11 protein-coding genes are annotated in these 14,346 nt (G+C 46.2%); 5 read left to right on the forward strand and 6 right to left on the reverse strand.

Annotated features, from left to right (window positions below; genetic code table 11):
- Positions 1–111 precede the first annotated feature (111 nt).
- Positions 112–2,046, reverse strand: a complete 1,935-nt coding sequence (locus ACFPIB_RS03305) for a fumarate reductase/succinate dehydrogenase flavoprotein subunit (protein WP_378016003.1) — start codon at positions 2,044–2,046, stop codon at positions 112–114.
- Positions 2,047–2,064: 18 nt separating this feature from the next.
- On the reverse strand, positions 2,065–2,745 hold the full coding sequence (locus ACFPIB_RS03310; protein WP_378016004.1) for a succinate dehydrogenase cytochrome b subunit: 681 nt from the start codon (positions 2,743–2,745) through the stop codon (positions 2,065–2,067).
- Between the two features lie 247 nt (positions 2,746–2,992).
- Between ACFPIB_RS03310 and ACFPIB_RS03315 the strand changes: the two genes are divergently transcribed.
- Both ACFPIB_RS03315 and ACFPIB_RS03320 read left to right on the forward strand, forming a co-directional pair.
- On the forward strand, positions 2,993–5,785 hold the full coding sequence (locus ACFPIB_RS03315; RefSeq protein ID WP_378016005.1) for a T9SS type B sorting domain-containing protein: 2,793 nt from the start codon (positions 2,993–2,995) through the stop codon (positions 5,783–5,785).
- A gap of 176 nt (positions 5,786–5,961) precedes the next feature.
- Positions 5,962–6,414 carry a PepSY-like domain-containing protein gene (locus tag ACFPIB_RS03320; protein ID WP_378016006.1) on the forward strand — a complete coding sequence of 151 codons (453 nt, stop codon included), beginning with the start codon at positions 5,962–5,964 and terminating at the stop codon, positions 6,412–6,414.
- 304 nt (positions 6,415–6,718) lie between these two features.
- Here the strand turns inward: ACFPIB_RS03320 and ACFPIB_RS03325 are convergent, their stop codons facing one another.
- Together ACFPIB_RS03325 and ACFPIB_RS03330 are read right to left on the reverse strand one after the other, a co-directional pair.
- Positions 6,719–7,252, reverse strand: a complete 534-nt coding sequence (locus ACFPIB_RS03325) for a hypothetical protein (protein ID WP_378016007.1) — start codon at positions 7,250–7,252, stop codon at positions 6,719–6,721.
- A 163-nt stretch (positions 7,253–7,415) separates the two neighbouring features.
- A complete protein-coding gene (locus ACFPIB_RS03330) occupies positions 7,416–8,768 on the reverse strand; it encodes a dihydrolipoamide acetyltransferase family protein (protein WP_378016008.1) in 1,353 nt (450 codons plus the stop codon).
- 245 nt (positions 8,769–9,013) lie between these two features.
- On the opposite strand from ACFPIB_RS03330, the gene ACFPIB_RS03335 reads away from it, so the two are divergent.
- Positions 9,014–10,531, forward strand: coding sequence for a T9SS type A sorting domain-containing protein (locus tag ACFPIB_RS03335; RefSeq protein ID WP_378016009.1), 1,518 nt, complete (start codon positions 9,014–9,016; stop codon positions 10,529–10,531).
- A gap of 60 nt (positions 10,532–10,591) precedes the next feature.
- Here the strand turns inward: ACFPIB_RS03335 and ACFPIB_RS03340 are convergent, their stop codons facing one another.
- A complete protein-coding gene (locus tag ACFPIB_RS03340) occupies positions 10,592–11,242 on the reverse strand; it encodes a hypothetical protein (protein ID WP_378016010.1) in 651 nt (216 codons plus the stop codon).
- 53 nt (positions 11,243–11,295) lie between these two features.
- A complete protein-coding gene (locus tag ACFPIB_RS03345; RefSeq protein WP_378016011.1) occupies positions 11,296–12,540 on the reverse strand; it encodes a competence/damage-inducible protein A in 1,245 nt (414 codons plus the stop codon).
- 78 nt (positions 12,541–12,618) lie between these two features.
- On the opposite strand from ACFPIB_RS03345, the gene ACFPIB_RS03350 reads away from it, so the two are divergent.
- Positions 12,619–13,359 (forward strand): DUF4197 domain-containing protein, encoded by a 741-nt coding sequence (locus ACFPIB_RS03350; RefSeq protein ID WP_378016012.1) that lies wholly within the window; start codon positions 12,619–12,621, stop codon positions 13,357–13,359.
- Positions 13,360–13,579: 220 nt separating this feature from the next.
- Positions 13,580–14,272, forward strand: a complete 693-nt coding sequence (locus ACFPIB_RS03355) for a DUF421 domain-containing protein (RefSeq protein WP_378016013.1) — start codon at positions 13,580–13,582, stop codon at positions 14,270–14,272.
- Positions 14,273–14,346: the final 74 nt, after the last annotated feature.

Raw genomic sequence — 14,346 nt, forward strand, 5'->3', positions numbered from 1 at the left:
ATTGTAAATCCGACTTTTTGAGCCTTAAACCCTACCATTTCTAATTTCTAATTTTTAATTTCTAATTCACTGTACATTTCTAATTTTTAATTTCTAATCTTTAATTAGCGCTTACTTGTAGCTACGCTGCGTCAGCTTCACGTTCTCGAACTTCAGTTCTTCCTTGTGCAGGTTGGCTGGCTGGTTCGGGCCGGTGTATTCCCAAGCGGCTACGTAGGCATAATTCGCATCGTCGCGAAGCGCTTCGTTTTCCGGGGTCTGGTATTCTTCGCGGAAGTGACCACCACAAGATTCGTTACGATTCAAGGCATCGTCAACCATCAATTCACCTAGCTCCAGGAAGTCAGCTACGCGGCCGGCTTTCTCTAAAGTCTGGTTGAATTCTTCGTTTACGCCCATCACTTTCACGTTTTTCCAGAAATCTTCGCGTAGCTCACGGATCTTACCTTTTGCATATTTCAGGCCTTCGGCGTTACGGGCCATACCGCAGTAATCCCACATCAGCAATCCAAGCTCTTTGTGATATTCATCTACCGTTTTGGTACCGTTAATTGAAAGCAGGCGGGAGATCATGCTTTTCACATTGTTCTCAGCTTCAGTAAAGGCCGGGTGAGAAGTTTCTACTCTTGCAGCAGGCATTTGCGCCAGGTAATCGCCGATGGTGTAAGGAATTACGAAATAACCATCTGCTAAACCCTGCATCAGCGCCGAAGCACCTAAACGGTTCGCACCGTGGTCGGAGAAGTTACACTCGCCGGTTGCGTATAAGCCTGGAATTGTAGTCTGTAAGTTGTAATCTACCCAAAGGCCACCCATGGTGTAGTGAACCGCAGGGTAAATGCGCATTGGAGTTTCGTATGGATTTTCGCCGGTAATTTTGGCGTACATATCGAACAGGTTACCGTATTTGGCAGCAACTTTGGCTTGCGTATCGCGCTTAATTGCATCAGCAAAATCTAAGAATACCGCTAAACCGGTCGTTCCTACGCCACGACCTTCGTCGCAGGCTAATTTCGCGTTACGCGAAGCTACGTCGCGTGGTACTAAGTTACCGAAAGCCGGGTATTTTCTTTCCAGGAAGTAATCGCGATCCTCTTCTTTAATATCAGAAACGCGGATCTCGTTGCGGCGCAGTTTTTCCGCCATTTCCTTGGTTTTAGGAACCCAAACACGACCATCGTTCCGGAGCGATTCCGACATCAGCGTCAGTTTAGACTGATAATCGCCGGAAACCGGAATACAGGTAGGGTGGATCTGGGTGAAGCAAGGGTTTGCAAAGAAAGCACCTTTTTTGTGTGCTCTCCAGGCCGCGGTAGCATTACAGCCCATCGCGTTGGTAGAAAGGAAGAATACGTTACCGTAACCACCGGTTGCCAGAATTACTGCGTGTGCAGCATGTTTCTCGATCGCGCCGGTTACCATGTTTCTGGTGATGATACCACGGGCTTTACCGTCAACCATTACCAAGTCCAGCATTTCGGTGCGTGGGTACATTTTTACTTTGCCGTAAGCGATCTGGCGGTTAAGCGCTGAATAAGCACCTAAAAGCAACTGCTGTCCGGTTTGGCCACGGGCGTAGAAAGTACGGCTAACCTGCGCGCCACCAAAAGAACGGTTGGCTAAAAGTCCGCCGTATTCACGTGCAAAAGGAACACCCTGCGCCACGCACTGGTCAATAATATCTACAGAAACCTGCGCTAAACGGTAAACGTTGGCTTCGCGGGCGCGGTAGTCACCACCTTTAATGGTATCGTAGAATAAACGGAAAACGGAGTCGCCGTCGTTCTGGTAGTTTTTAGCGGCGTTTATACCACCCTGGGCAGCAATAGAGTGCGCACGGCGCGGGCTGTCCTGGTAGCAGAAAGCGTGCACGTTGTAGCCAAGTTCGGCCAGAGAAGCAGCAGCAGAAGCGCCGGCCAGACCAGTTCCAACCACAATTACATCGTATTTCCGTTTGTTAGCCGGGTTCACCAGCTTTACATTGAATTTATGCTTGTCCCATTTTTCGGCTAAAGCACCTTCCGGGATTTTAGAATCTAATATCATATCAAAAAAGCGAATGAATTACTTGAAAAGGAAGAAATAAAGCGGCATGGCAGCAAAACCAAGGCACACCACAATAGAAAACACATATCCGAACGTTTTAATAGCAGGCGTGTATTTTTTGTGGTTAATACCCAAAGACTGGAATGCGCTCTGGAAACCGTGGATTAAGTGATAAGCCAGCGCAATCATAGACAGCACGTACAGGGCCACATACCACCAGATCTTGAAAGATGCGGCAACGCGGGTATAAAGATCGTCAATCAGCATACCGTCTACCGTAACCTGGTCAAGACCACCGGTTTTGGTTGGCAGAAAGAAGTTGTATAAGTGAATGATCAGGAAAACTAAAATCACAGTTCCGAGTAAACCCATATTGCGGGAAGACCAGTTGCTGTTATCCTGCGGGCGGCTGTAAGCGTAACCTACGGTGCGGGCTGCTTTGTTGCGTCGGGTCAGGGCAACGGCATCCCAGATGTGGAACACGAAACCAGCCAGGAGTACAAATTCTAAAACCCGGATAACCGGATTGTGACCCATAAAATGCGAGTAAACGTTGAAGGCAGCGCCTCCATCGTCTTTGAATAGTTGAAGGTTGCCGATCAGGTGAATAACCAGAAAGGAGCAAAGAAAAAGGCCGGTGATCGACATCACGATCTTGCGGCCAATGGTACTGGAGAACGTTTTAGTAAACCAACTCATTTGTAGTTTTTAAATTTTAGGAACAGGTAGCGTAAAGATTGAATAATTGCCAAAGGTAAGGGCAGTTGTGGTATAAAGCAATTTCAGATACATATTTTGAATAAATCTAAATAGCATAGCAACACTGCCTTTTGGAGGCCGGTATAAGTACCAGTCGGAAAAATGGTTAGCGGGAATTAGCAGTTTTTTTTAAGTCTGCTTTAATTTCTCCCAATACATTTGTTATTTGCTATATACATTGACTTTTATGAAGAGAATTGATACCGTTTGGTATAAATATTTAACGTTTTTTCTGGCTTTCATATTGTTACTGGCTTGGGTGCCTGAAGCTTCGGCAACCCACATCCGGGCCGGGGAAATAACGGCTAAAAGCGATACCACTGCCAACCCGAATCCATTGCGTTATCATTTTAAGTTAGTTACTTACGTGGTTACCGCTGCCAATATTCCGGATCTGGAGGCTACTTTTTTCTTCGGCGATGGCCTGAGTTTCAATGCGCAAAAGGCTTCTGAAATTCAGTTGCCTAATAATATTACCCGGCGGGTATTTTACGCTTCGCATACATATCCGGCGCCCGGCGTTTACAGCGTGGGTTACAGCGAGCAGAACCGGAATTCCAGCGTTATTAATATGAGTAGTCCGGGCACTACCAGTTTTCACGTTCGCACCATTATCAGTATCAATCCGCAAATTGGCATTAACCGTTCGCCGCAATTCACCGTGCCTCCCATAGACGTGGCCGCGCAGAACCAGATATTTATTCACTTTCCGGGCGCTTACGATTTAGACCAGGATAGTTTGTCTTATAAAATGCGGATCCCGCAGCAAAATGTAAATACTCCTTCCGCGCCGGTTTCGGGCAACGTTTCCGGTTACCGTTCGCCTGAGTCTTTTGGGGGAACTACCGTGGCCGATCCTTTAAAAGGAACGCCCGCCGGTTTGCCAACAACTTTTACCCTGAATGAAGTTACCGGCGAAATACGATGGAATACGCCTAACGTAACCGGTGAATATAACATTGCTTTTGTGGTGGAAGAATGGAAAGTGATTCCGGGGCGATCGCCGGTAAAGCTGGGAGAAGTATGGCGCGATATGCAGATAAAAGTGGAAGCCACCCTGAATATAAGGCCTACGCTTATTATTCCGAAAGATACGTGCGTGGTAGCTAAAACCTTTTTGCAGGCAATTGTAAGCGGCACCGATGGTAATACGCCGCAGGATCCTTTAACTTTCAATGCTTTTGGCGGAATTTTTCCACCAGCCACCTTTGTGCAGAACGGCCCGAATACCGCGCTTTTCCGCTGGACTCCGCAATGCACCGATATCAGTGAACAACCTTACCAGGTAATTTTTAAAGCCACTGATACCCCGCCGGCCAATACCAACGAACCCCGCCTGATCGATATGCAGGCCTGGAACATAACGGTGGTGGGGCCTAAACCAACGGGACTAACCACAACGCCTTTACCCGGCAAACAAATGCGCCTCAACTGGGACCCGTATTTACAGAATGGCTGTGGCAATGCACAAAAAATAAGGATATACCGCCGTGAGAACCGGGCTAATTTTATTCCAAGTGCCTGCGAAACCGGTGTGCCGGCCTCCACGGGTTATGTGTTTATTGCTGAAGTTGACCCTAATGTTACCACTTACACCGATACCAATCAGGGACAAGGTTTAAATGCCGGCGCTGCTTATTGCTACCTGATCTATGCAACTTTCCCGGGGCCGAAAAATGGCGAAAGCCTGGCTTCAGATGAGGTTTGTGCGGAAATACCTTTAATTTCTTCGGTGCTTACTAATGTTTCGGTAACGCAAACGAGCAAAACTGCCGGCCAGATCCAGGTGCGCTGGACCAAACCGGTAGGAGGGATCAACAACTTTCCGGGGCCACACGAATACCGTTTATACCGGGCTACCGGTTTTAAAGGCGTAAATGGTTTTCAGCTGGTTCACAGCACTACTAACCCGGACGATACCCTTTTCACCGACCAGAACCTGAATACCCAGGATAGTGTGTATCGTTATAAAGTAGAATTTTACTTTACGAATAACGGTGCGTTGCAGCTGCTCGATTCCAGCCCGATCGCCTCTAGTGTGCGGTTAGATGCAGTTTCTAACGGGCAAAACATGGAACTTACCTGGCGATATAATGTGCCGTGGAATAATGAAGGACGCCTGCATATTATTTACCGGGAAATTAACGGATCTTTTGTGGCGATAGACAGCGTGGAAGCCGGCCGGGAATTGGGAGTTTATGTAGATAACGGCACTTTCAATAACGAACCGCTGAAGTTTGGCCAGCAATATTGCTACTTTATTGAAACGGTGGGAACGTATACGAACAGTAAACTGCCGCCGGTAGTGCACAACAATTCCGAGATATTCTGCCAGATTGTGCGCGATACTACGGCTCCTTGTCCGCCGGTGCTTAGTTTAACTTTGCTCAACTGCGATTCTCTGGAACGCACGCCGTTCAAAGCGCCTTTCCAAAATAAACTGAAATGGCAACCTGCTACCGGAAACGGCTGCGGCAACGATGTGAAAGAATTTAATGTGTATTACCGCCCGACCGATGATGCTGCATTTACATTAGTTGGCACGACGCCGGGAACTTCTTTTGTGCACCAAAATCTGCAAACGCCGGCGGGCTGCTACGTGGTTACGGCCGTAGATTCTTCCGGGAACGAAAGCCGCTTCAGTAATATAGAATGCCAGGATGTTTGTTATTTCCTGGAGCTGCCCAACATCATTACGCCAAACGGCGACCAGTTGAACGATACGTTCCGGCCAAGAAATTCGGCTTTTATTAAGAGCGTGAAATTTACGGTCTATAACCGCTGGGGCGTAAAAGTGTTCGATAAAACTACCGGACCGAATATTGACTGGGGTGGAGTAACTGATAGCGGCGACCGGCTTTCGGATGGGGTTTATTATTATTTAGCTGAAATAGAATTTGCCGGCCGCAATCCGCAGGCGTCGCGGCGCACGTTTAAAGGCTGGGTAGAAATTGTAAGCTCCAAACCGAGCGGAAAGTAAGCTTTACCAGATCTCGGAAAAACGGTAGGGTTTAAGGCCTGAAAACTAAAAGTCCGGTTTGCAGAAGCAGGCCGGACTTTTTTGTGCCTGAAACATAGCGTTTTTATTTCTGGTATAGGAGAGATGTATAATGCGTGGTTTCGCACGCGATCTTTCAACCATTAATCGTTTTTACTATGAAAAAAGCAATGCTACTTACCCTCAGTTTCTGTTTTGTGGCGGTACAGCTGGTGCTGGCTCAAAGCGATAAAGATATTCCGGCCGCTGTAAAAAATGCCTTCAATGCCAAATACCCCAACATGAAAGTAACCGACTGGGATTGGGAAGAAGATAAAGATGCCTACGAAGCCGAGTTTAAAATGAACGGGCGGGATTCGGAAGCTTATTTTTCGCCGGATGGCACCTGGAAGAAAACCAAAACCGACCTGAAGCGCGAACAATTGCCTGCTGCGGTAGGCAAAGCCTTAACTTCCGGCGAATACAGTGCCTGGAGTATGAGCGATTATGCCGAAATGGATACGCCGGAAGGCAAACGCTACAAAGTAAGAGCCCGGAAAGGCGTAGATTTTGTGTACCTGAAATATGATTCCAACGGCACGCTGCTGGAACGGAAAGATAAAAAGAAGTAAAGCTAACCGGAAGCAGCAATTTGCCTTCAGTTACCTGCTTGCATAAAAAAAAGCCGCCATGTATAAAACGGGCGGCTTTTTTTTGTGAGAGTCTGATGATATGTACTGTATTACAAAACTTACGCTTTTTTCTGGTTCTATCTGCAGGAAATACGTGCCGTTGGGTTACTGGCTTACGTCTATCGTATTGGCAGCTTCGAAATATAGAAAAACAATAATATTTATACTGCCGGACTTCGGAAAGTTAATTTGGGTAAACGCCCGTTTATTTCCGTGAAGGAAAATTATGGCCTAAGTTATTGGTTTACATGGTGTAACTATCCAATACTTTCCAGGAAACCTTGCCGCTTTCTACAGTATATTTTAAGATCATGTTGCCTCCGTTGTGCCCGTCTTCAAAGTAAGCCAGCGCATAACGGTCGTTCAGAATCCGGATGTCGCGGAAGGTCATGGTGCCGCCGGCGGTACCTTTTACCGGGATCAGGTTTGGGCTGCGCATCAGGCTGTTTTTCAGGTCCACTTCCGGATTTTTCAGGCCTTTTTTCTGCAAACGGTTCACATCGGCTTCGCTCAAACTTCCCAGTTCATCCATAAATTGCGCGGAAGGCGGCGTTACCAGTTCTATCGTGTCTTCATCGGAAACGGTAGTTGGTTCGCCGGAAAGTTTTTTCTGCAGGGAATCTACCAGTTTATCCTGTTTGTAAATGCGGGTGTCGCGGTCGGTGATGCGCTGGTTTTGCAGGGCCAGTTCGTTTTTTGTGGTATCGAGTTTCCAGTAAAAGAAAATGGCCAGGAACGCAAAAGCCGCAATGAGTAAAATAAAAAGCAGGTTTTTCATAATTGGGAAGGAGTTTTTTCAGGGAAAAGGGTAGCGTTTTTAGAAAGCCGAATTTAGGAAGAGTTCAGGAATTGCGGGTATAAATGCCGGAAAATAAAAAAGTCTCCCGAAATGCATCAGGAGACTTTTTTGTATCAAAACGATAGCGTTTTTTGGTTAAAAACTAGATCGTGGTGTTCATGTCGAAGGCTTCTAAATAATCAGCAACTTTGCGAACGAACATGCCGCCCAGGGAACCATCTACCACGCGGTGGTCGTAAGAGTGGCTCAGGAACATAAACTGACGGATACCGATCAGGTCGCCTTGCGGAGTTTCGATAACCGCTGGTTTTTTCTTAATCGCACCCAAAGCCATGATTGCCACCTGCGGCTGCATGATGAGCGGCGTACCCATTACGTTACCAAACGAACCTACGTTCGAAACGGTGTAAGTAGGGTTGGCCAAATCGGCAGGGGTTAATTTGTTTAAGCGGGCGCGGTTGGCCAGGTCGTTCACTTTTTTGGTCAGGCCGTTCAGGTTCATCTGGTCGGCGTTGTGAATTACCGGTACAATTAAGTTTCCGCTTGGCAAAGCTACAGCTACACCAATGTTGATGTCGCGTTTCTTGATGATGCGATCGCCGTCTACGCTAACGTTGATCAACGGGAAGTCTTTGATCGCTTTCACGATGGCTTCGATGATGATCGGGGTGAAGGTCAGGTTTTCGCCTTCGCGTTTCTTATACACGTCCTTCATTTTGTTGCGCCAGTTCACGATGTTGGTCATGTCGGCTTCTACGAAAGAAGTTACGTGCGGCGAAATGCGTTTGGTATCTACCATGCGTTGCGCGATCATTTTGCGCATGCGGTCCATTTCGATGATCTCTACATCGCCGGAGTAAGAAGCAGCCGGGGCAGCAGAAACCTGTGGCGCCGGAGCGGCAGCAGCAACCGGAGCAGCTTGGGCCGGAGCGGCCTGCGGAGCCGGAGCTTGGGCAGCACCATTTACCTGCGGCGCATTACCACGGTTGGCAACAAAATCGAGAATGTCTTTCTTAGAAACGCGGCCTTCTTTACCAGTTCCCGGAATGTATTCCAGTTCCTGCATTGAAATGCCTTCTTCGCGGGCAATGTTGAGTACCAGCGGCGAATAGAAACGGCCTTCAGCAGGTTTATCTAATTTAACAGCCGTAGAAGTTGCAGCAGCAGCCATGGCCGGAGCTGCAGCAGGAGCTGATTGAGCCGGAGCCGGAGTTGCAGCAGCAGCCGGGGCAGCAGTAGCCTGACCGTTGTCGCCGCCAGTGCTGATGATGGCAATTGGTTTACCAACCGCAACCACTTCGCCTTCCTGGGCCAGAATTTCTTTTAACACACCTGCCTGAATGGCCGGCACTTCGGTATCTACTTTATCGGTTGCAACCTCCAGTACCGATTCGTCCTGTTCGATGGTGTCGCCAACCTGCTTCAACCATTTCAGAACCGTACCTTCCATGATACTCTCACCCATTTTGGGCATCAGCATTTCTACAAGAGCCATATATTTTTGTTATTCGTTAATCGGTTTTCGTTATTCGAAGGAAATCAGAATATTGGCGCAAAGGTAATGATTTTAGCTAATTAACCTCGGGTTAGTAGGTTCGAATTTTTGAGATTCGATGGTTTGAGTTTTTGGGACGGGAGGGATAGCGTTTTGGTTTTGTTGGAATAACTAAAAGATAACTGAGTTTTTAATGCCAAAATGATAGCGTTTTTCTTATATTTAGGAGTTGTTAAGGTTTTGCTATGAAAAAACTATTGTTTTTTGTTTTCAGCTTCTGCTTTTTGCTTCAGGCTCATGCCCAGCAAATCGTTCGGGAATGGGTATATAAACCAGATAATACAAGCAAGAGCTTTACTGCAAGCTTACTTACTAGAAATGGAGATGTATTGCTCACAGGAGCTTACGGTCCTAATGTTGTTGGTGCAATTTACCAAAAAATATACATGCTGGTTAAGCCCAATCTTGACACTATCTGGGTTAAGAATGGATCCTCAATCTCAAGGGGTGGAAATGATGGTATTATTCAAACTCCGGACAATGGTTTTGCTTATTATGGCGGCCAACAGTATTCCAATCCTAATGCCGCAGGCCCCAGCCTACATCGATTAGACGCAAATGGAAATACCAGATGGACTAAGCAATATCCTACTGGTTATTGGGAATTCGGGCAAAAGATTTTATTGGCACCGGATAGCGGTTTCTTCTTTGGCGGCTGGAGCCAAATGGCTGGCACTCCCAGGTCTTTTACTTTAGCGCGGGCGGATAGTTTAGGAAACTTAAAATGGCGGAAGCATTACAACTGGCACCTCAACGATAATCTGTCTGATATTCAACATACCCGAAATGGTAATATCATCATGTATGGGACGACAATTACCAATACAGAGCGAATAAAATTGTTACTCGTGAACCAAAATGGCGATTCTGTATTAGGACGGACATTATCCATTATTGGAGACCCAAACCGACATGAAAGGATATTTTGGGACCGTTGTACTATAACTTCTTTATCTGATAATGGTTTTTTAATAGCGGCTGAAATTGATACCATTCCAGCGACAGGGCAAAAATTAGGCATGATGGTTAAAGTAAATGCCAATCTACAACCGCAATGGCATTACATTCATCGCTCTATGCCCAATAATGTTTTATTCATTAAGGCAAAGGAATTAACAGATAGTTCAGTTGTGGTATTAGGGTTTTCGAGACAAGTCGCAGCGGGAACAACTCCAAACAACCAATTCTTTCTCTATCATTTGGGTAAAAAGGGGGGATTACAAAATATCTATACCTTTACAAGTGCATTAGGCCAGAAAATATTTCCCATAGTTATGGAAGCACTACCTGACAGTAGTTTTATTATTGGAGGCTATGCTATAATTACTTCTCAATCATATCCTATGGCTTTTTATTTGGCCAAAGTGAAAATCCCAGGATTGCCACCTGCTATGCCTGCACCAGCAATTGTATCAGGTATTAAACCTGATTTTTCTCTTTATGAAATTAACTTAGGCCAAAGCTATCCCAACCCAACAGCTTCCGAAGCTATTATTCCTTATTCCCTGCCGAAAAATTACAACCAAGCCAGCATTACAATTAAGGAAATCGCAACCGGTAAAGAGATACGGAGATACGAACTGAAAAAGAATAGCAATTCTTTAACTATTGATATCAGTAATTTAAGCAATGGTTTATATTTGTACAGCCTGGAAATAGATGATAAACCGGTGGCTACAAAGAAGCTGGCCGTAATGAAATAGCTTAGACTTTTTTACCCTGAAAGAATAGCGTTTTTTAATGGAAAAATTCACCTTGTTGAATTAAAGTGCTTTCCTGAAATGCACCTTGGAAATTTCTTCTTTCATTACTCTGCCATTTTCGCCTATCGTAATATGCGTTATAATGGAATCGCCTTCAATTGTTTCATTGCTTTCCAAACCGATAAGTTCGCTTTCAGATTCTGCACTTTTAATTTCGAATTTGTTCTTAGCCAGTAATTTTCCGGAAGATTCGTAACCCCAGCCTCCGTCTCCGCAACGGGAAGCGATGATGAAACTGTCGATGGCCTTGCCATTTTTGTCGAAAATGCAATACTGCAGTAGATCGCAGTAGCTGCTTTCTTCTTGGGTAAGGATTACAAATTCTATTCTATCGGGCGTTTTTGTTTGCCACGAATAAAGGTAATCCCGGTTATTTCCTTGCCCAATGAATTTCCTTTTTGTATGCTGCCAGACCAGTTTGAACGTTTGAGAATCTAGCTCAACATAATTGCCAGGCCTGGTTTCCCAGTTAAAAGTGTCTATTTCAAATGCAGTTAAATGTCTGAATTTAAAGTCCTTTTCCAGCTTTACCAAAGGACTTTGCACTTCTATTTTTTCGACGGGTTTTTCAGCTTTTTCTTGTTTGGATTCGTGTTTATTACAGCCTGAGAAAACCAGAGTAATGAAAAGAAAGCGGAGTAATTTTCTCATTTTAACTTTTTTTCACATTTAACAATCAAACCCTGAACAATCGGACCTATGAACTACGGCAAACTCTGGCGCACTAAATTCAGCAACGTAACAGCGGTAAACTCAATGTTCAGTTCGCGGCCTTTGTTGAAAAAGAGTTTTTTGCTGATGGTTTTGGTAGCGTCGGAGTAAGCAATGCAGAGCGTGCCGACCGGTTTGTCTTCGGTTCCGCCATCCGGGCCGGCAATACCGCTGGTGGCAATTCCTACGTCAGTACCCATTATTTTACGCACGTTTTCGGCCATTTCACGCACTACTGCTTCACTCACGGCACCGTGTTGTTCTATGGTTTCGGGTTTTACGTGCAGTTGTTTGATCTTTACGTCGTTGTCGTAGGCAATAATGCTGCCCATGTAATACATAGAGCTGCCCGGAATGCTGGTAAGTTTGTGCGCTACGTGGCCGCCTGTGCAGCTTTCGGCGGTGGAAATGGTCAGGCTGCGGGCATTCAGCAACATGCCAATAGTTTCTTCTAACGTAACTTCGCCGTAGGCATAAATGAATTTGGAAATGAGGCTGGCGACGGCCGTAAGTTCTTTCAAAAGCTGGTCTTCCAGTTCGTCGGCATTGGTTCCGTGGCCGGTTAAACGCAGCCGCACCCCTGCCAGATGTGGTAAATACGCCAGCTTGATATTGGCCGGTAAAGCATCTTCCCACTCTGTAAGTTGCTCCGCCAGGAAAGATTCGCCGATGCCAATGGTCTGAATTACTTTATGAATGATAACCGGAAACTCGAATGAAGCCTGGATCTTTGGAAGCACTGTTTCCGTCATCATGTGCATCATTTCGTAAGGCACGCCCGGCATAGAAACAATTATTTTGCCTTTATGCTCAAACCACATGCCCGGCGCCGTACCCAGGTGGTTGCGGACCGGGGTGCAATTTTCCGGCAGAAAAGCCTGCTGGCGGTTCAACTCAGTCAGTTCGCGGCCGCGTTTCTGAAACAGGTCGGCTACATCTTCCAGCGATCGCTGATCCAGTTTCAAACCAACGCCGAAATATTCGGCCAGCGTTTTCTTCGTAATATCGTCGCGGGTTGGGCCCAGGCCACCGGTTATCAGGATCAGATCGGCTCGGGTTTGCGCTTCAATTAATGCCTGCGTAATGGCTTCGGCATCGTCGGCAATAGACGAAATTTGTTTAATGCGAACCCCGATCTTTCCGAGTTCGGTACCTAACCAGGCAGAATTTGTATCTACGATCTGCCCGTAAAGGATCTCGTCGCCAATGGTAATAATTTCAGCTAAAACCGGTTTCATAATCTGGCAGGGTTTGTGCAAAGCATTGCGTAATATTGCGCTTAATATTTTACATCAAAGTTAACGACCTGAATACGTATGAAAAAGTTAAGTTTCTACAGTTTTCTGATTTTTTTTGGATTTCTCACTTCCTGCGCCTCCGGCCAGTTCCCGAACCTGAGTAATTTACCCAATCTGCCAACCACCGTGGGAAGTCCTTCCGGTGCCCGACCAACCGACGCCGAAGTGGCCAACGGCTTAAAAGAAGCCCTGATCCAGGGCACGACCAAAGGCACGGCCCAAGCTTCGCAAACCAATGGTTATTTCGGCAATTCGCTTATTCGTATTCCTTTTCCGCCGGAAATTAAAAAAGTGGAAACCACGCTGCGCAACGTAGGCATGGGCCAAGAAGTAGATAAATTTGTTTTAAGCCTGAACCGCGCCGCCGAAGATGCCGCCATCAGCGCCAAACCCATTTTTATTTCTGCCATTAAAAGTCTAACCATTAAAGATGTATGGAATATTTTAACCGGCGAAAAAGACGCGGCTACGCAATATTTAAAACGCACCACTTCTTCACAGCTAACTACAGCTTTCAAACCGATCATTCAGAAAAGCCTCGATAAAGTGAATGCTACCAAATATTACGGCACCGTCATTACGAGCTACAATAAAATTCCGCTGGTGCAAAAAGTGAATCCGGATCTGAATGCCTATGCCACCGATAAAGCTATTCAGGGTTTATTTACGCTCGTAGCTCAGGAAGAAGCCAACATCCGCGAAAACCCGATAGCTCGAACCACCGACCTGCTGAAACGCGTATTTGGTTATAAAGGCTAGTTTAAATAATTAATAATTCCGTACTGCAAACCTGTGAGGTTTTTAAAACCTCACAGGTTTTTTTGTGCCCAAACGGTAGGGTTTTTAGGTAGAAAATTATAGCGTTTTTCAGGCCGAAAATGCTATGGTTTGGGGCAGAAAAAGTGCTTGGCTGTAAGTTTCATAAATCTTATTGCGGCTGTTTTCAGTACAAAGTCAAATATTAGGTTTAAACTATTTTATGGAACACGTTTTTGAATGGCGGCGCATTTTTTTTAACGATTTGCCGCTCATTTTTTTAGCCGAAGTGGTTTTTCGTACGCTGGTCATGTTCTTTTTTCTGGTGGTAACCTTACGGTCGGCTGGTAAAAGAGGCGTGAAGCAGCTTTCTATTTACGAAGTGGTAATTATCGTGGCACTGGGCTCGGCGGCCGGCGACCCGATGTTTTACGAAGACGTGGGAATTGTGCCGGCTTTGCTGGTTTTCCTGATCGTGATCGGGCTTTACCGTTTCATAACCTGGCTGGCGGCGCGCAACCGCTGGTTCGAAAAAGTGGTGGAAGGCCTGCCGGTTTACCTGATAGAAGACGGGCAATTTGCCATTGAAAAGTTTGGAAAAGAACACCTCAGCCAGGACGAATTCTTCAGCGAACTCCGCGAACAGCACGTAGAGCATCTGGGGCAGGTGCGCGTGGCTTTACTGGAAGCCAGCGGAGAAATGAGCGTGTTTTTTTACGCAGATAACGAGGTGAAACCCGGCCTTCCCATTTTACCCAACCTCTACGATGAACAATTCCAGACAATTCCGGCAACCGGTATTTATGCCTGTGCTTTTTGCGGCAACATAGAAGAAATACCGGCCGGCATCAGCCCCTGCGACCGCTGCGGCAAAACTTCCTGGGTAAAAGCCATTAATACCCGCCGCATAGCCTGAGAAAAGACCCACCTAAATCCTCCCCTGATTCAGGGGAGGACTTTTCTTCGCAGGTGTAATCTGTCAGCTAAAGC

This window comes from Adhaeribacter terreus (genome assembly GCF_042657365.1).
Classification (GTDB): domain Bacteria; phylum Bacteroidota; class Bacteroidia; order Cytophagales; family Hymenobacteraceae; genus Adhaeribacter_A; species Adhaeribacter_A terreus.